Source organism: Planktothrix sp. PLAVEN19ND, assembly GCF_057220675.1.
This window is the reverse complement of sequence record NZ_CM170132.1, coordinates 386,331-404,299: the sequence shown is the minus strand read 5'-3', so window position 1 is coordinate 404,299 and position 17,969 is coordinate 386,331. Positions and strand designations below refer to the sequence as shown.

Here is a 17,969-nt window from a genome sequence, read left to right as displayed (position 1 = left end):
GTCTACAAGTCTCTTGGTAAGCGGGTTGTTGGGCTTTAGACTTCAAGATTGCGCTGAAGCGCAACAACGGCGCAAGAATGAAAAGACGCGGCCATCAGTAATAGTTATTGATGACCGCGTTATTGGTGGGAAAAATTCAGGAAAAACAGAACAAACCTAACTGTATTGCTGACCCGAATTCTTTTCCGGTTCTAAGTTGAATAGGGTTTGTAGGGTTTGCATGGCGCGACGTCGGGCTTCTATATCCTGTTGGGCGCGCAGTTGTACCATGGGGTCATGGAGAATTTTATTGACAATTCCCCGGGTTAGGGCTTCAATTACTTCTTGATGTTTGTCGGCGAATTCTGAACCTAAGCGAGATAGGGCTTTTTCTAATTCCTGTTCTCGAATCGTTTCAATTTTATCGCGTAAACAGTTGATCACAGGAACAGTTTCTAAGCTGCGCCACCAGACCTCAAAAGCTTGGACTTCTTCTTCTAATAAAACTTCGGCTTCCTGTGCCATTTTACGACGACTTTCATGGTTTTGGGCTACAACCGCTTTTAAATCATCGACGTTATAGGCTTGAACATTGGCTAATTCGGTGACATCGGTAGCGATATTTCGAGGTACAGAAATATCCACTAACATTAGGGGTTGAGATGGGGTTAAAATCGTTTCTAATTTAGCTCGGTCTATAATGGGTTCCGTAGCGGAGGTACTGGTAAATACAATATCAGAATTTGCCATTACAGACATCATTTCCGACATGGTATAAATCCGTAAATCAGCATCGGGAAATTGATTTGCTAATTCTTTCGCCCGTCCTAGTGTCCGATTTAAAATAGAAATTTGGTTTGCACCTTTTGATAACAAATGCTGAACCAATAACCGAGACATTTTGCCCGCGCCTAAAATGGCAACTCGATAATTACTTAAGTTCTGGACTTTCATCTGCACTAATTCCACCGCAGCCGAACTAATAGAAACCGCCCCTGTACCAATGCTGGTCTCGGTTCTCACCCGTTTTCCGGCGGTTAAGGCTTGGGTAAATAAACGGTTGAGAATGCGACTAATCCCTTTATGTTGTTGGCTTAATTTATGGGTTTGTTTAACTTGGGATAAAATTTGTCCCTCCCCTAAAACTAGGCTATCTAACCCGGCGGCAACTCGCATTAAGTGCATGATGGCATCATCATGAATCAGGGTAAATAAATGGGGGCGTAATTGTTGTAAAGGTAATTTACTTTTTTCTGATAAAAATTGAGTAACTTCCCTGATTCCAGGTTGAGTTTCTGTTGCTACTAAATAAATTTCTAAGCGGTTACAGGTGCTAAGAATCGCAACTTCTTCGAGATGGGGATAACTTAATAAATGAGCGATCGCAGCCTCTAATTGGGGTTCGGGAATACTCAATTTTTCACGAACTTCAACGGGTGCGGTCTTATGACTCAGACCTACAACAGCAATATTCATAGAACAGTTGTTATAAATATGGTTTCAAAAATCAGTAATTGGTAATCAGTAATCAGTAAATTGCTAATAGTTTTCAAGTGTTAGCCAAAAAAACCAAAATCTAAAACTGATTACTGATTACTGATCGCTTAAATTTTAGTGCAACTGAATATTTTTGGGTGCGCCAAACATATGAACAGTATCGACAAAACGAGCAGTTTTAGACAGAGAAGAAATGACTAAACTTTGTGTCCGAGCGCCACCACTAAAGAAGCGCACTCCTTCCATCAAGGTACCTGGTGTGATCCCACAAGCCGCAAACAACACCGTTTCACCGGAGGCTAATTCATGGGCATCATAGACCTTATCAGCATCATTGATTCCCATTTCTTTGAGGCGATTCAGATTCCCTTCTCTGCTTTCCCCAATCAATCCGGTTTTCACCACTTCGGGATCATAGATTAACTGACCTTGGAAGTGACCACCTAAAGCCCGCATCGCAGCAGCAGAAATCACCCCTTCTGGTGCAGCCCCAATTCCCATGAGTGCGTGAATATTGGTTCCTGAAAAGGCACAGGAAATCGCGGCAGAAACATCTCCATCACTGATCAAACGCACCCGAGCACCGGCTGTACGAATTTCATTGATCAGGTCTTTGTGGCGGGGACGATCCATCACCACCACCACTAAGTCCTCAATGGCGCGGTTCATGCAGTCAGAGAGAATTTTCAGGTTTTCGGTGGCGGATTTGTTAATATCAACGTGATTCTTCGCCACCGCCGGGGCTGCTAATTTCTTCATGTAGAAATCAGGAGCCGCAAATAAACCACCTTTTTCGGAAATCGCTAAGACAGCCATGGAGCCATTTTGACCATAGGCGACTAAGTTAGTTCCTTCGCAGGGGTCAACGGCGATATCAATTTCCAGCAGTTCGTCGGGGTTACAGAATTTAGCTGCATCTTCCTGGGTACAGATCCCCACTTCCTCACCGATATAAAGCATGGGGGCTTCGTCTCTTTCCCCTTCCCCAATTACGATCCGACCTCTCATGTGAATTTGGTTCATGCGTTTACGCATGGCTTCCACGGCCACATGGTCGGCTTCATTTTTGTCGCCTTTCCCCATTAAACGAGCCGATGCGATCGCCGCTTGCTCGACGACTTCAATAATCTCTAACCCAATAACATTATCCACAGAATTATTTCCTCCCAAGAACTGAGATTGCCGAATTATTAGACACTCCCAGTGTTTTAGTCTATCAGAGGGGGGGATGCGGTTTGCATTTGGGGGAGTTTAGTTTTTGTTAATTTTTACTGCGAGTCAGGGGAGTCAGCATCTATATACACTTCCTCTGGACTAAAAAATCGCTTCGGTCAACCGACAGGCTTCTAAATCCAGAATTGCCAATTTGTCGTAGGCTTGATTAATCAAACGTTCTCCCCGTAAGGCTCCGGTATTAGCCCCCGGACAAATATAGTTCAGGGTATGGGAATTAAAGCGCTCCAAGATTAATCGAATACTGTTTAATTGTCGGGGCCAATGGAAGGTTTTGGCGGTGCGTAGGGGAACCGGTTGGCCTTGGAGATTGGGTAATAGATGGCGTCCGGTGAACAATACCCCCCCATGCCCACTAAAATAAAGACAGGATGAACCAGGGGAATGTCCAGGTGTCCAAAAAACTGAACTCTGGGAACTCAATTTTAACTCAGTCCCAAAAGTGGTTACCTTGGACTCGGGTAGTAAGTAAGCTTCTTGTTCCTGGATCAGAATATTGCATCCTAGGGTTTTTTGAATTTCTCGGGATGAGCCAATAGCCGCCCGATGGGTAATGAATAACCACTGAACACCCCCTAGCTGCTCGATAAACTGCTGATTTGTCGGATTCCAAGGGGGAGCATCGATCAAGATGTTTGTCTGGTTCTCCACAATGAAATAGGCTGTTCCGCCCAAGGTTTCCCGGTTAGGCGGGAAAGCGTAAATATTTTCCAGCACAAGCCGGGGGGATTTGGGAACAGAACGCTCCTGTGACATATTATTAGATTAATTTTTACGGTGTAATTGTCGATTTTAGCCAATAAAAACTGCCGATGATCATGTTATTTTGGTTAATAATTTTGGGGTTGATGACCTACTGGCTACTACAAAGGGGTGTAGCTCAAATTACCCGGACTCCGGTTTGGTTGCTGTGGTTGGTGATGATGACTCCGGCGTTCATTTGGGGGACTTGGATCTGGATCTACGATCAAAAACCCATTCCCGCCGGGTTAGTGATTATTCCCTTTATTGTTTGTCCCTGTTTATATTGGTTTTTAGTGCAGTGGGGTCGTCTCCCTCCACCATCACCGGAATCAGATATCGCCACTGCAACAAAACCGATTCTTCCCCTGGAAAAACCCAGTTTCCCCCGCCCTCTGGATCAACAGGAAGAAGACATTCTTCGCAGTTGTTTTCCTTGGACAGTCTTTCCCTTACATAATATTGAATATCGCTTACAAGCGGTGATTTGTCGGGGTCAGTTACGGTCTAATCCTGATCGGGCTTATCAGACGATTCGAGATAATATTCAGGCTAAATTTAGCGATCGCTTTTTAATTGCTTTTCAACAGGATCTTCAAGATAAACCGTTCTTTGCTTTAGTCCCCAATCCCTATCAAGAAAAGGCTGATAATCCCCTTCAATCTGAACCCTTAACCCGTCCTATTTTGGCTTTCTGTTTATTTTTAATTACCCTATTTACAACCACGGCGGCGGGTGTCGAAATGGCAAATATTCCTCTGGATGCTTGGCAAGATCACCCAGGTTTATTATTAGCAGGATTACCCTATAGTATCGCTTTAATGGGAATTTTAGGAATTCATGTATCGGTTCATTATTTGGCGGTTCGTCGGTATCAAATGCAGACGACTTTACCTTATTTTATCCCGATTCCTTTTTGGTTAGGAACTTTGGGTGCTTTTATTCAAATGCGCTCGCCTTTTCCCCATCGCCAAGCATTATTTGATATTAGTGTTGTTAGAGTTTTAGCTGGATTGATCATGAGCTTACCGCTATTGATTTGGGGGTTAAGTCAGTCAACGGTTGTTCCCTTTGATCCCAAAACTTCAGGATTTCTAAATTTTGAATCTTTGAATCCTAGTTTTTCATTTTTACTAACGGTATTGAGTAAGTTGATATTAGGTGCTGGGTTAACTTCTGAACACGCTATCCATTTACATCCGGTGGCGATCGCGGGATATTTAGGATTAATGATAACAGCATTTAATTTAATCCCCATCGGACAACTAGATGGCGGTCATATTGTTCATGCTATGTTCGGTCAAAAAATCAGTCTAATCATCGGTCAAGTAGCTCGATTTTTAATCTTAATTTTAGCCTTAATTCACAGTGAATTTATCATCTTAGCCCTATTATTATTCTTTTTTCCCTTACAGGACGAACCCGCCTTAAATGATGTCAGTGAACTCAATAATATTCGAGATGTTATTGGGTTATCAACCTTGGGATTATTATTATTATTAATCCTCCCGATGCCTTCGGTTGTTGCTCAATGGTTTAATTATTAAGTAAGTAATGGGTAATGGGGAAGATATAAGCTGTTAAGCATCTTAGAACACTTGAAAAATCAATCACTATTGCCCATTACCTATTTCCCCTTTGAAATATTATCGCAAAAATGCCCGCGAAGCTGGATAATAGAATAGGGATTGAAATTTTGCTTGTCTTTCATTGGCAGGTTCAGGTGCTTCATCCCATAAACTTTCATAGAAAAAGAACGAAAACCCTAAGCCATTTTGACGCGCTGCTTGTATCTTAGCTTGAATTTGTTGCATCCCTATCGGTCGATTTCTTAACCCTGTTAGAATTCCTACTCCGGTCGGAATTTTGCCCCGCGCCTCTTGAATTTCTGGTTTAACTAATTCTCTCACAAAACTTGGTAAATCGGGTCGATAAATCTGCACAATTAACTCATCAACTAGATTTTTTTTCACCCAACTTACCCAGTCTTGAAGATGACTATTATAAGCGGTATGATAGGGATTAGGAGCAACAGAAAAAATCGCTTTGGGATTTTTTGCTTTTACGGTTTTATGCAATTTTTCCACAAATTCTGTAATTTTATTTGCACGCCAACGCACCCAAGCAGGATCTTTTGGGTCTTTCGGGGGGAGTGAATTCGTTTGTTGCTGATACAACTTAACCGTATAGGGATCATAACCAAATTCAATCGGTAAACTCAAATGATCATCAAATTGAATACCATCCCCTTGATATTGGGTCATGACTTCTAACACTAAATTAGTAATTAATTGTTGGACTTCTGGATGAAAGGGATTTAACCAAACTACCTCTCCGGCGGCGCCTTCCCAGGTCTGAATTCCATCTTGGCGGCTGGTTAACCACTGGGGATGATTTAAGGCTAATTCCGAAGATGGCGAGGTCATAAATCCAAATTCAAACCAAGGAATTACTAATAACCCTTTTTGATGACTCAAATTAATTAAATCTGCTAAAATATCTTGTCCCTGTAACCCCCGACGAATAAAGGGCTGAAATCCTCCCGCTTGAGCTACTCCACTGGGATAAAACACATAACCCGAATTCCAAACCACCGGATAAATTGTATTAAAATTGAGTCGTGCTAGTTGATTAACTGCTTCCTGTAATTTAGCATGATCTCTAACAATATCTGTATCATTTGTTGTCACCCAAACCCCTCTAATTTCTGGAAAGATTTTGGGAGTATTCGCCATACCAGGGTGGGCGGATAACAAAACTATTAATCCCAGACCTAAAATCATCAGAGAAATTGATTTTAGTATTTGTTTTGTGCTTTTTGAAAGACCATATCGCCACGAACTTTTCGCCATGAAACCCAAGTGTATAAGTTTAAAACAGAAATCAGCAATTTAGCAGATAATCCTGTATTTTTAGAATATTTTAATAATCTACCAAATTTTGCTGACTTTCTAACCTTGAATCTCAATTTCAGAGTAGACTCACGGTTTGAGTCGGAGTAAAGTCGGGAAAAACTCGACCTATCTGCTGAGAATTGAGTTTAAACTGACTCGCTAAAATCTGAGAGATCGCCTCTCTAAAATCCGTTGTCACCTTTAAATCCCGTTGTTCAAATAACTCCGACTTAGCTAAACCCGGCCATTTACCATAAACTTTTCCCCCTTGGATCGCCCCGCCCAAGAGCCACATCACGTTCCCATAGCCGTGATCCGTCCCCCCATTACCATTTTCCTGAACTGTGCGGCCGAATTCCGACATCACCACAATTGTTGTATCCCCATAAACATCCCCTAACCGTTCCACCAACGCCATTAAACCCTCTGATAAAAAAGCTAACCGATTCGCTAAAAGTCCGGTCGATCCTCCCTGGCTAACGTGGGTATCCCAGCCTCCCAGATTCATGAAAGCCAGTTGAATACTCGGATCTCGCACTAACAAACTCCCCAATTGTCGAACTTCCCCCGCAAATCCCTTGGGTAAGGGTGCTCCTTGGTTGGCGGCTTGCATTTCCGCATCCAATTCCTTCAGGAGTTGTTCTCGGGCGGTTCTCCCTTCTCGGTAGGCTAAACTGAGGGCGTCGTTACTGGCGTAAAGTTGATCAAAAGCCGCCTTGACTTGATCCCCATCAATAGGAAGTTCCCGGGTACTGTTGGAATTGAGAGTAATATTGGCAACGGACTGGGAACCGGATAAAATACGGGGTATCACCGTACCCACGCTGACAGCCTCAACGGGAGTATGTCCAGGCAAAACACCTAATAAACGGTTCATCCAGCCATCGGCGGTTTTTTGAGTGTTGGGGGTTCCAGTTTCCATCTGGTCTTGGGCTTCAAAGTGGGAACGGTTAGAAATCAGAGAACCTATCGCATGAACAAAGGCTAAATTACTTTGCTTCCAAAGAGGTATTAGGGGGGATAAAGCTGGGTGAACCCCAAAAAAACCATCTAAATCTAACGCCCCTTTTTCGGTTCCGGGTTTGGGAATGGCAATTATCGGACGGGCGGCATAATATCCGGGTTCAGCATAAGGAACTACCACATTTAAACCATCAATTCCACCTCGGAGAAAAACCACAATTAAGCGTTTTGAGCAGGGGGAAGCAGCCAGGCTTTTGGCAATCCATCCGTGAGTGCCTAAAGTTGCGATCGCTGATGTACCTGAAATTCCTACAAATTTTAAAAATTGCCGTCTATCCATTGTGTTAACCTGATTGATAGAACTAAAAATAGGGATACATCTTGTTAACTGAGTCGAGAGAATGATTTAATATTAAGGGTTATTTAGTATTCCTATAGGTTAACATAAAACCGGAAGATTGAGAGGAGAAGTTAAACATGATTTTAAAACGTGGTGAACCTGGGGCTAAGGTTCGAGAAATTCAAGGTCAGTTAGAACAGTTGGGCTATAATATTGGTCGGTTGGGAATGCCTTTTGATCAGAATTTGGAAACTATTATTAAAGCTTTTCAAGAGGAAATGGAATTACCGATTGATGGGGTAATTGGGGAGGCTACTGTCCTGAAAATCAAACAAGCAATAGCGGCGATTAAAAGTTCTAATCCCATTCAATCTGAACCGTCTCCCAGTCCCAATGAATTAGGGGATTTTATTAATGGAAATTGGCAACAATGGCAAGTAATTTCTGCTAAAAAATTAAATGCTCGTAGCGGCCCAGGATTTAATTATAATATTGATACGAGTTTTCCCACGGGTACGGTATTAATCCCCCATCCTGAGTATCGTTATCCGATTAAATTTGATCAAGTCGGTAAACCTTGGTTAGTGGTTTCCTATCAGGGGGGAGCGTTTTTTGTTCGAGCGAATCAACGCTTTATTGAACCCGTTGTTTAATTAAGATTACTAACGTTAATTTTAAATTAAAATAGGGATATTAAAACAATGATTGCTCTTTCTGACCCTAATTATCTAACTCCAGAACAATACCTAGAAATCGAAACTAAAAACACCATCAAACATGAATATATTAAGGGTGAAATCTATGCAATGGCGGGAACAACCGACACCCATATAAAAGAGGCGGAGCCTCCATGAAAGAATTGCAAACGACGGAGAGAAATCACCAAGCTATTGTTTGCAAGTTATTAACTTCTTGAAAATGGGCATCCCGTGTTACTAAAATCAACTGATGTTGTAGTGCAAGGGCAGCAATCCAAATATCATTTTCAGGCAAAGGACGACCTTTAAGTCTTAACCTGTTTTTAATATCGCCATATTTCTGAGCAGTTTCACTATCACATACCAGCACTGTACTGCTGGAAACTAACTGCTCAATTCTGATCAAATTTGCTTGAATTCGTCCTGATTTTCTAGCACCATAATACAATTCGCCAATAGTAATACTGGCAATAAAAACCTCATTGGATTGAGCCAGGTTATTTTTGATTACAGTTTCATCGGCAAAAAGAGCAATAATGATATTAGTATCCAACAAATATCTACCACTCATTAATATCTACCCTTTCACAATCTTGCTCAATAGCTTGACGCATAAATTCAAGGTCATCAAGAGGAATAGAGCCAGCAAAACACAGCAATTTCTGCCCTGTTGTCCCTCGAAGTTCTGTTTTTACTAATGTTCGCGCAAATTCCAGTACCTGCCATTGCAAATCCTCCGGCATGACTTTTAGCTGTTCAACAACTTCATCGATGATAGAAATGTTCATCTTGTGTTCCTCCTTTCTACCATTCTACACTGTTACTTTATGTTCTTATCACCTTAGTTCTCTGACCAACAATATCCTTTTTCTCCTGTTCCATCACCAACCCATTCTAGCGGTCTATCAAATTCTTTTACATAAAAAATGATTCTGCCTCCGTCACCGTCATAGTGTTCCCAACGTTCAATTATTCCTTGTTTATAAGATGAACTGTTTTTATGGTCGTGAAGTGCTAAATAGAGTGCGGTATTAGCCGTTTCTTCCGATACTTTCCAATCCCCACTTTTGAATCGACCGTCTCCTAATTCTTCAATATTAAGCCCATTTCTACAAACAAAATGAATACCTAAGACTTTTCGAGCCATGATTGATATTATCCTTAATTCAAGTATTTATTGGATATCAGAGGACTACTATCGGCAATAATAATCTGATTAATCATCCCGTAATTCGTCAGCAATTTGGTCATCATCTAGGTTGATTACTGGAACTTGTAATCGTCCGATTTCGTACATAAATTGCAGTTTATTCATTCGACAAAATTCGGCGGCTTTTCCGAGAGATAGTCGCCGTAACTCAAATAGCTTTACTGCCAGCAAAAAGAGCAATTCAGCTTCTAAGCTTTCGGGAGATTTACCAGAAGTAACGAGCAAATCATCGGGATAGGGAAGGGACAGATTGGGCATGGTCGTATTGGGATTTAATAACTGTCAATAATCAGCTAAAATGGTCGATATTTTAGGCAGCTTTTCCCGGGTAAATCGTGCGTTCTCCTTTAGGAATAGAAATCCAACCTAATTCTTGTAAACGATTGGTTAAATTAGAAATACTCACCCCTAACTCATCTTTGATGGTGTAAAGGTGTTGCCAATTGGTTAAATCTCGGCCGACTCGTTTGGCTTCTAAAATTGGGCGAGGCATTAATAAACAACTGGCAAAATATTGGGCTTGCCATTCAATAGATGCTAAATGGGTATCTTCAATAGTAGCTCGACAAACAAAGGGTTCATCTAATAGATTGTCCGCAGTTTCTGACCCTCCAGACTCTAATTGATCATGATTAATATGTAAGACCCAATGACCGATTTCATGGGCAATAGTAGACTCAATAAAGCCCTTGGGTTTCTCTTGAATTTCTTCATTAATTTCGATTAGTCGTTCTGTTGGCAAAATTCGAGCTGCGATCGCCCCCTGTTCGTCGGGTTGAATGCAATCCCAAACCACCCCTAAATCCAGGAAATCTGCCACCAAAGAAGCCTCAAACGGCCACTCTGGGGCAAAATTGGGTGTGGCTTGCATCCGTCGCAAAATCTCATTTGCCCGCCGCTCAATCGACTCTCGACGATAAAAGCGATAGGGTTTCAGGATACTCACTTATTCAACCTCCCGCGCTGCCTCAAAGATTTGCTGGGCAAAGTTTGGATTTTCTTGCATTCGGCGGAATAGTGCCGTCATACTCTTATTATTTTCTTTGAGAAATGTCTCATAATGCTGAGGTATTCGCCCCGCCAAAAAGATTAATTCCTCCTCATCTAAACCCAAATTTCTTGCTAAACCCCTAATTACATCTTCTTTAGGAGAGTAGTCTGCGCGGTCATTCTCTAGCTTGGATAAATAGGTGAAATCCACTTCCAGCAATGCCGCTAACTGACGCTGTGAGTAGAATTTCTCTTTCCGCGCTTGGCGAATTAGATTTCCAAAGGTTTGTTCCATAGTACATTCCTCCCGATTCCGATAATACTCTGGTTTGAATAAAATTTCAACCCACTACCACCAGTCTACTCCTTACGAGTCACCAAGGGGTAGAGATGGGGAAATCGGGATCAAAAAAATTTTTCCTCTGGGACTTGACGATTACATCAACATTGACTAAGATAGGGGAAGTTGAATAAAAGTTCAATACCCAAAAGCGGTTTGTGGCTTTTGTGGTAAAAGTCTGATGATTCAACCTAAATCGAGTGCTAACAACACCCGATTAATTAGGGATTGAGGTTTTAGTAAAAAAACCAAAATCCATACCGGAGGAAAATGCCATGCTCAGAACTTGGACAGATACTCACTACAAATTAGAAGACGAGGATTGGCTTTATATTGCCATCCATGAAGAACAAAGTTCTGCATCCTTAGTCTGTCCAGGTTATGCCCGGGATGGGGAAGGATTTAGTATTCATTTTACCACCGCCCATACCCATTTGTTAGAGCATTTGTTAGGAGTTTTAAACCTTCTCAAAGCTCAACAACAGCCTTTATATACCTATCCCGAACCGGAAAAACAATCCCATTTAATTCGATAGGATATTTTCCAAATTAATTAAAATTTAGGCGAGAAAATTGAGATCCTTCTCAACTCGCCTTGATAGGGAAAATTAGTGCAAAAATTCTGAATTATTAAGGAAAAGAAAATGACTAAAACCTTAGAAAGAGCGACGTTTACTGTCTTTGGTGCAAAACCGAAAGAAGCCCTATTAGTGCCTGAAATTCCAATTGCTGTTCGCAATAATTGTCAGTCGGGACAGTGGACAATTGGAGACACGGATTATGGTTCTAAATGTTCCATGACTATCTTGAAATTTAGCAAATTTTTTGGCAGTTTAGGACAAACAGAACACACTTTATGGGGACAAATTTGGTGGGTTGCAGAATCAGGAGAATTACCGAAAGGTGTCGTCATGGTCACTTATTTAAAATCTCGGGGATTAAGTGATTTCAACCGTTTAGTGGCTTCAGTTCAAGCCCGAGGGGTGGAACCTGCAACGGGAATTTTTATCCCTGAATTCAGCAAACATTCCGGCCAGAAACCTGATGAAAATGGAGTTGTAAAACCCATTAATTATTATAGTTTAAAATGGTCTTGGCAGGAACGCACGGATTGGTCGATTGTCGAACAAGCGGCGGCGGTTTTATCCGATCCGAGTAATTTATCACGGATGATTGACTTAGAAGGAACTCGAAAAATGGTCTGTTTAGATAATTTACCTCCCCATGAAATTGCCTGTTTAATGGCGGCTTATGCGAAAGGAGAGGAACATTCTAAATTGATGTTAAATTCAGGACAAGATATTGGATTACCTCCGGCTTTAGATGCCGTTTCTGTGTAAGTTATTGAGGGCGGGTGAATATCTGGATATTTTCCCGCCTCCTATTTTTTTGTTCTAGGAAAATATGAAAAAAATAATTCACTTGAAACCTGGTGATTCACTTGAACATCAATTTATTCAAACCGGAGAATTAACCTATCAAGTTCGTCAAGATACGATGCACGATTTGGAAAATATCGGTGAAGATATTAAGCATTTATCTTTAGTAATTCAATCGGTTCAGCGCAATTATCAGGCGTTGTTAGACCAAAATCAACAACTGCAAAGTTTATTGCTAAACTTAGTTAAAAATTGCTATTGTTGGGAAGGAAATCGTTGTCAGAATTGTCAAAAGATTCTACAAGCGATCGCTAAAAATCCCACCCATCTTGATCCAGTACCGACTGAAAAATATCAAGATATTGTGACTCAACTGCGAAAACAAAATTAACCTCTAACGGGATATCCACCCGTTGCTTATTCATCTAGCTGATGTTATAAACGGAGAAACTGATCATGACCCATTCCCCTTTTGTCCCCACTAGCAAAACCCAACTTTTAGCCGCCTTTCAACAAATTTTAGCCGAACAAAAACGCATTGAGTCAAAAGTTGCCACGAAGGAACAGGAAGCGGAGCAAGAAAAAGGCAAACAAATTTTAGAAACTGCGGCGACTTATACGGTCGATAGTATTGTTAAAGGGTTAGCAGATTTACAATTAGATTTTGGCTCTGTTATTACAGAATTAACGGAAAAATTACGAACGGAATCAACAAAATTAGAGGAATTAAACCGAGGAATTGAGGTCGAAAATCAGCACTTCAAGGAAATTCATAAAATTCGGATTGTGGCTGATGCTTTACATATTTTAACCCAAGAACATCAAGAAAAGTTAAGTTTATTAGAACAGAACGCCACCCTGGGTCAAGAAGTTTTACAAAAAGATATTACTACAAAACGCAAAATCTGGGAAAAAGAACAGCAGGAATTTGATACTACGGTTGAGGAAGAAACCGAACGTTTAACCCGCAATCGTGAACAAGGGGAAGCTGATTATAATTATGAGTTAGAAAGAACTCGAAGAATTGAAACGGATGAATATGAAGATGTCAAACGGAAATTAGAACGAGACTTATTAGAATCAAATCAAGAAAAAGATAAAAATTGGACAGAAAGAGAACAAATTCTAACGCTAAATCAAGCGGAATTTGAAGCCAATCAACAGCAAGTTGCGGGATATGAAGAACAACTAAAACAAGCCCATGATCAGGCGAAGGAAGAAGCGATTCAAGAAGCCACACGAGAAGCAAAAGTTAAATCAGATTTATTAGCTAAAGAATGGGAATCTAATAAACAGGGTTATGAGTTACAAGTTCAATCTTTGGAGCAAACAATTCAACGACAAAATGAACAAATTACCCAAATTACAACTCAGTTACAAGAAACCTTAAAACAAGCTCAGGATCTAGCAATGCGGGCTTTTTCTAGTTCAAATAGTTCTAATAGTGGGACTAAATAAACCCTAGAATTTAGCTGATTTTAGTTCTTACCCGTACCTCAAATAAAGGAAAATAAAATGACTAAAAAAGTAAGCGATCGCAATACTAAAGCCGAACTATTAGAAGCCTATCAAGAGTTAGCTCAAGAAAAAAATGATTTAGAAACCCAGATTAAACAACTGAGTTCTACCCCCAAAGAAGTTAAACCCATTAGTGAGGAAAAAATAAAACCCATGACCTCTACACCTGTTGTCCAAAAACCTAAAATGCAGCAAACAATTGATAATTTATTGCTATTACAAACCGGGTTTGGGAGTGCGATCAATGAATTATCAGAACAACTAACCTCTGAAGCGATAAAACTGGGAGAATTGCGTCAAAATGTGACCCAGGAATTGCAACAATTGGCAGAATTACATGATTTAGAAACCGTTGAAGATGATACCTTAGACACTTTAGTTCAACGCTATGAAACCAGTGCAAAAACCTTTGATCAGGAGTTAAGTCTACGACGAGAAACCTTAGAACAGGAATTTCAAGAACAGCAAAAAGCATGGCAAAAAGAACAGGAAGAATATCAACGGACAATTAAGGAACGCAATGAAACTTATAAGAAATCGCGATCGCGGGATCAAGAAACCTACAATTATAACTTAGAATTACAACGAAATATTGATAGCGATACCTATTCACAAACCCAGAAAACCCTGTATAAACAGCTTGAAGATTTACAAAAAGAACAGGAAAAACAATGGTCAGAACGAGAAAAAACCATTGCTGAACGAGAAAAACTTTATGCAGAAGTTAAAGCAAAAGTAGCAGAATTTCCTCAAAAGTTGGAAGATAATATCAAACGGGGGAAAGACCTGGGAAGGAATATTGGCAATTATCAAGCTAAAATTAAATCAGATTTACTGGCAAAAGAAGTAGAAGGTCAGAAACAATATTATGAATTGCGGGTTAAGTCCTTAATGGAAACCATTCAAAGTCAAGAGACTCGCCTACAAACCTTATCAAAACAATTGGATTCTGCCTTAAAACAGGTTCAAGATTTAGCGGTCAAAGCTATAGAAGGAGCTTCTAATGTGAGTTCGTTCCAAGCGGTAAAAGAAATTGCTTTAGAACAGGCTAAAAACCCCAATAAGGGCAAATAGGCAATCTTGCTATGGGGAGAAAGTCTGAATTTGATTGAGTTTGACTAACGGAGGAATTTATTATTGGCATTTTTGAGCAATTTTTGATACTCTAGGATGAAAATATCTTTGTCAATCTTAGTCAGGATACCGATTGCTATGAAATCTCAACAGATGATTACCTTTTTTTCTGAAATTGTCACCCAAAAACCCGAACTATTTTCGGCAGAAGTTTTAAATGATTTAACTCGATTAGAAATGGTTTTGGATAACTCCGAGACGGAATCGGATTCTGATCGAATTGAATCTATATCGGAAGCTATTATTGAGTTTTGTGATGTCAACCCTCAAATCAATTCTAAATTAACAGAAATTGCCTCGGAACCTGAACTTAATGCGGCTGAAAACTTGGAGGAAAATCAAATTCAAATCTTAAGTGATTCTGTTAAAAAAGTTTTAGATTCACACTTTTTGAACCGCTCCAATGTTTAAATGTATCGCAGTTATATGTAAGGGTAATTCATGAATTTACCCCTACATATAATTCATTCACGAGGTGTGCAAAAAGCACAACAACGGGCAAAAACATAAAAAATAACGCGAGATTTGCCGATCCCGCGTTACCCGAGTTTAATTGAACAGCTAACCGCTAAAAACTAGACCGCTGCTGCAACTTTTTCGTTAGCCCCGACTAAGCGCTCGTAGGTCGCTCGCATTTTCAGACCAACTAACACCTGGAATAATCCGCTACCATTATTGGAACCGGGATACTCTTGGCGTTCACGGAGGAGATGGGTCATTTCTCCATAGTATTTCGTAGACAAATTGCTTAAGTGTCCTTCGACGTAGATCATTTCATCGAGGTTATCGAATTGACCATCAACTTCGAGGATAGACACTTCGTTTCCGTAGTAGTTATCGGGGCCATAATACATTTTCAGACCCGGATAGGAACAGGTCAGTTTACGTCCGCAAGGTGTCCAGTAAATGGTTGATCCTTGATCAAATAAGTAGGCGGGTTCGAGTCCTTCCACACCTTCTTTCTGTACCAAACGCACTCGCAGGACTTTATGTTCCTTGTCTTCAGCAATCAGGTTCGTGGGCAGAATTTGAATCACCACATCAGCATATTGCTTTTGAGGGTCAATATAGGCTTCAAAATCGGGACGGCGAGCATTAATTGCCGCCAAAACATCTTCATAACGATGTCCCCGTTCCGCCATGTCGCGCTGAATTTTCCAGGAAATTTTAACTTCGTCGCTGATATCCAAATAAACACTAAAATCAAGCAGCGATCGCACCCGTTCGTCATATAACGGATGTAACCCTTCAATCACAATAATATGATTGGGATCGATCCGTTCGGGGGGATCTAACTCGCCAGTTTCATGATTATAAATGGGTTTATCAACGGATATACCATTTTTAAGAGCGTTAACTTGCTGATACATTAAATCGAAATTATTAGCTCTAGGATCAAGAGCAGTAATTCCGGTTTCTTTGCGTTGCTTACGATCTAAACAATGGTAGTCATCTAAACAGATAACCGTCACAAAATCTTTTCCAAAGATGTCTGTTATCCGACGTAAAAATGTTGATTTTCCGCACCCAGAATCTCCAGCAACACCAATTAAAACCACGCGATTCGGCTTATTTCCCATCTTCCTCTACCCTAAAAGAAACTGTTGACAACTTAGATCATTGAATTTAGAGCATTAAAACCTTGACCAATGCCAGAACCGTCGAGTCTTCACCTGATCCGAAGGTGGAGTAAACCTCAACTTTGTGGTAGTGAACAGACTCCCAACTGACAGAAGGCCTTGCACTTAGGCAAGCTAAGTATTTAATACTAACTTTTGTTTCTGATTTTACCAGAAGGGGATCATCCCTACAAGCATTAATTTCAATATATGGCAATCCTATTTGAGTTATATCCAAAATTTAGGATCAAAAGGGAACACCGGAACGGGCGACACCACAACACCGCAACACCGCAACAAAAGATAATCAACGGCGTGTTACAGATTCGGGGAAGGAGGGGGTTATGTGAAATCCCAGTAGTATTATTATACAATAAAAGTTATGGCTTGTTTCAGGAAAATATTATGGCATCTTTACCGACGGAATTGCGGAAATGGTACGGGCTTCAAAACAGAGAAGAAAAGGATTGGATACCAAATTAAAATATATTAGAACAATTGGGTCAGAAATTGTGCTATATCCAGTCAACTGATTAATGATTTTAAGAGGATAAAACATGAGTTGTGTTAGAAAAAATTTATCGTTATCAAAAATAAATTTATCTTATTTAGAATGGAATTCTGTTATTGAAAGTTCCTCGGATACCAATATTTTGTTATTACATGGGTTAGCAGATCAGGCATTAGTCTGGAAAAAATTAGGGGAAAAATTAAGCGATCGCTATCATATTATAGCACCTGATATGCGCGGACATGGGGAAAGTAGTAAACCCGACCACGGCTATACTTTCACCGAAGTTATTGAAGATTTAGCAGCCTTAATGGAGCATCTAAACTGGTCAAAAGCCCATATTTTAGGGCATTCTTGGACAGGGAAACTGGCAGCAATTTGGGCAAAACAAAATCCTGAACGGTTTAATAGTCTGATCTTAGTTGATCCAATTTTTATTATGAAACTTCCGGGTTTGTTTAAATTAACTCTACCAATTCTATATCGTCAGTTAGATTGCTTAAAATTAATGGGGCCATTTACCAGTTTTGAACAGGCGGAAAATCTGGCTAAACAATTAGCTCAATTTTCGGGATGGAGTGATTTACAACAGGAATTATTTATATCGGGAATGGAACAAAAACCCGATGGAAGTTGGGGAAGTAAATTTGGAAGTGCTGCTAGAAATGAAATTTTTGAACAGGTGATGGAAGTTCCTGGGTTAACCGAAAATATTGATATTCCTACATTATTAATTCAACCGGAAAAAGGTGTAAATCGTATGGACTGGCAATTAAAACCCTATAAACAGTATTTAACTCGATTAGAAATTCAGCGTGTGGCGGGAAATCATTGGTCATTTCTAGTCGAAGCTGAACATTTTAATCAAACGGTTGAAAGGTTTTTAAATAATCAAATTGTGGTAAAATGACAATAATAAAAAT

General features: G+C 40.2%; 22 protein-coding genes. 10 read left to right on the top strand and 12 right to left on the bottom strand.

The window, feature by feature from the left end; genetic code table 11:
* Positions 1–156 precede the first annotated feature (156 nt).
* The 3 genes from AC2D3N_RS01910 to AC2D3N_RS01900 all read right to left on the bottom strand — a co-directional run bounded on the left by AC2D3N_RS01910 (position 157) and on the right by AC2D3N_RS01900 (position 3,465).
* On the bottom strand, positions 157–1,455 hold the full coding sequence (locus AC2D3N_RS01910; RefSeq protein ID WP_079679642.1) for a glutamyl-tRNA reductase: 1,299 nt from the start codon (positions 1,453–1,455) through the stop codon (positions 157–159).
* Positions 1,456–1,590: 135 nt separating this feature from the next.
* A complete protein-coding gene (glpX, locus tag AC2D3N_RS01905) occupies positions 1,591–2,628 on the bottom strand; it encodes a class II fructose-bisphosphatase (protein ID WP_079679641.1) in 1,038 nt (345 codons plus the stop codon).
* A gap of 162 nt (positions 2,629–2,790) precedes the next feature.
* Positions 2,791–3,465: an MBL fold metallo-hydrolase gene (locus tag AC2D3N_RS01900; protein WP_484692603.1), complete on the bottom strand. Its 675-nt coding sequence runs from the start codon at positions 3,463–3,465 to the stop codon at positions 2,791–2,793.
* A gap of 56 nt (positions 3,466–3,521) precedes the next feature.
* Between AC2D3N_RS01900 and AC2D3N_RS01895 the strand changes: the two genes are divergently transcribed.
* Positions 3,522–4,997, top strand: coding sequence for a site-2 protease family protein (locus AC2D3N_RS01895; RefSeq protein ID WP_484692602.1), 1,476 nt, complete (start codon positions 3,522–3,524; stop codon positions 4,995–4,997).
* Positions 4,998–5,096: 99 nt separating this feature from the next.
* Here AC2D3N_RS01895 and AC2D3N_RS01890 read toward each other — a convergent pair whose 3' ends face one another.
* Together AC2D3N_RS01890 and AC2D3N_RS01885 are read right to left on the bottom strand one after the other, a co-directional pair.
* Complete coding sequence (locus AC2D3N_RS01890; protein ID WP_484692601.1) at positions 5,097–6,302, bottom strand: glycoside hydrolase family 10-like protein; 1,206 nt, start codon at positions 6,300–6,302, stop codon at positions 5,097–5,099.
* Between the two features lie 118 nt (positions 6,303–6,420).
* Positions 6,421–7,647, bottom strand: coding sequence for a DUF1501 domain-containing protein (locus tag AC2D3N_RS01885; protein WP_484692600.1), 1,227 nt, complete (start codon positions 7,645–7,647; stop codon positions 6,421–6,423).
* Between the two features lie 137 nt (positions 7,648–7,784).
* On the opposite strand from AC2D3N_RS01885, the gene AC2D3N_RS01880 reads away from it, so the two are divergent.
* Positions 7,785–8,300 carry a peptidoglycan-binding protein gene (locus tag AC2D3N_RS01880; protein WP_079679636.1) on the top strand — a complete coding sequence of 172 codons (516 nt, stop codon included), beginning with the start codon at positions 7,785–7,787 and terminating at the stop codon, positions 8,298–8,300.
* Between the two features lie 48 nt (positions 8,301–8,348).
* Positions 8,349–8,501, top strand: coding sequence for a Uma2 family endonuclease (locus tag AC2D3N_RS01875; protein WP_234996703.1), 153 nt, complete (start codon positions 8,349–8,351; stop codon positions 8,499–8,501).
* A 25-nt stretch (positions 8,502–8,526) separates the two neighbouring features.
* Here the strand turns inward: AC2D3N_RS01875 and AC2D3N_RS01870 are convergent, their stop codons facing one another.
* From AC2D3N_RS01870 to AC2D3N_RS01845, 6 genes are all read right to left on the bottom strand, one after another.
* Positions 8,527–8,916: a type II toxin-antitoxin system VapC family toxin gene (locus AC2D3N_RS01870; RefSeq protein WP_079679635.1), complete on the bottom strand. Its 390-nt coding sequence runs from the start codon at positions 8,914–8,916 to the stop codon at positions 8,527–8,529.
* Positions 8,906–9,133: a hypothetical protein gene (locus tag AC2D3N_RS01865; RefSeq protein ID WP_079679634.1), complete on the bottom strand. Its 228-nt coding sequence runs from the start codon at positions 9,131–9,133 to the stop codon at positions 8,906–8,908. Before AC2D3N_RS01865 ends, AC2D3N_RS01870 begins: the two co-directional genes overlap by 11 nt.
* 53 nt (positions 9,134–9,186) lie before the next feature.
* Positions 9,187–9,492 carry a hypothetical protein gene (locus AC2D3N_RS01860; RefSeq protein WP_079679633.1) on the bottom strand — a complete coding sequence of 102 codons (306 nt, stop codon included), beginning with the start codon at positions 9,490–9,492 and terminating at the stop codon, positions 9,187–9,189.
* 69 nt (positions 9,493–9,561) lie between these two features.
* Positions 9,562–9,813, bottom strand: coding sequence for a UPF0175 family protein (locus AC2D3N_RS01855; protein WP_079679632.1), 252 nt, complete (start codon positions 9,811–9,813; stop codon positions 9,562–9,564).
* A 52-nt stretch (positions 9,814–9,865) separates the two neighbouring features.
* Positions 9,866–10,501: an ImmA/IrrE family metallo-endopeptidase gene (locus tag AC2D3N_RS01850; RefSeq protein WP_079679631.1), complete on the bottom strand. Its 636-nt coding sequence runs from the start codon at positions 10,499–10,501 to the stop codon at positions 9,866–9,868.
* Entirely contained in the window at positions 10,502–10,840 is a 339-nt protein-coding gene (locus AC2D3N_RS01845; protein WP_079679630.1) for a helix-turn-helix domain-containing protein, read from the bottom strand.
* Between the two features lie 320 nt (positions 10,841–11,160).
* On the opposite strand from AC2D3N_RS01845, the gene AC2D3N_RS01840 reads away from it, so the two are divergent.
* The 6 genes from AC2D3N_RS01840 to AC2D3N_RS01815 all read left to right on the top strand — a co-directional run bounded on the left by AC2D3N_RS01840 (position 11,161) and on the right by AC2D3N_RS01815 (position 15,327).
* The gene (locus AC2D3N_RS01840) at positions 11,161–11,421 is read left to right on the top strand and encodes a hypothetical protein (RefSeq protein ID WP_079679629.1); all 261 of its coding nucleotides are present in this window, start codon (positions 11,161–11,163) and stop codon (positions 11,419–11,421) included.
* A 108-nt stretch (positions 11,422–11,529) separates the two neighbouring features.
* Positions 11,530–12,225 (top strand): hypothetical protein, encoded by a 696-nt coding sequence (locus tag AC2D3N_RS01835; RefSeq protein WP_484692599.1) that lies wholly within the window; start codon positions 11,530–11,532, stop codon positions 12,223–12,225.
* A gap of 64 nt (positions 12,226–12,289) precedes the next feature.
* On the top strand, positions 12,290–12,655 hold the full coding sequence (locus tag AC2D3N_RS01830; RefSeq protein ID WP_484692598.1) for a hypothetical protein: 366 nt from the start codon (positions 12,290–12,292) through the stop codon (positions 12,653–12,655).
* Positions 12,656–12,720: 65 nt separating this feature from the next.
* On the top strand, positions 12,721–13,722 hold the full coding sequence (locus tag AC2D3N_RS01825; protein ID WP_484692597.1) for a hypothetical protein: 1,002 nt from the start codon (positions 12,721–12,723) through the stop codon (positions 13,720–13,722).
* Between the two features lie 57 nt (positions 13,723–13,779).
* Entirely contained in the window at positions 13,780–14,856 is a 1,077-nt protein-coding gene (locus AC2D3N_RS01820) for a hypothetical protein (RefSeq protein ID WP_484692596.1), read from the top strand.
* A 138-nt stretch (positions 14,857–14,994) separates the two neighbouring features.
* A complete protein-coding gene (locus AC2D3N_RS01815; protein ID WP_079679624.1) occupies positions 14,995–15,327 on the top strand; it encodes a hypothetical protein in 333 nt (110 codons plus the stop codon).
* Positions 15,328–15,491: 164 nt separating this feature from the next.
* Here the strand turns inward: AC2D3N_RS01815 and AC2D3N_RS01810 are convergent, their stop codons facing one another.
* Positions 15,492–16,496 (bottom strand): phosphoribulokinase, encoded by a 1,005-nt coding sequence (locus AC2D3N_RS01810; RefSeq protein WP_079679623.1) that lies wholly within the window; start codon positions 16,494–16,496, stop codon positions 15,492–15,494.
* A gap of 596 nt (positions 16,497–17,092) precedes the next feature.
* Between AC2D3N_RS01810 and AC2D3N_RS01805 the strand changes: the two genes are divergently transcribed.
* Complete coding sequence (locus tag AC2D3N_RS01805; RefSeq protein WP_484692595.1) at positions 17,093–17,956, top strand: alpha/beta fold hydrolase; 864 nt, start codon at positions 17,093–17,095, stop codon at positions 17,954–17,956.
* The last annotated feature ends 13 nt before the right edge of the window (positions 17,957–17,969 follow it).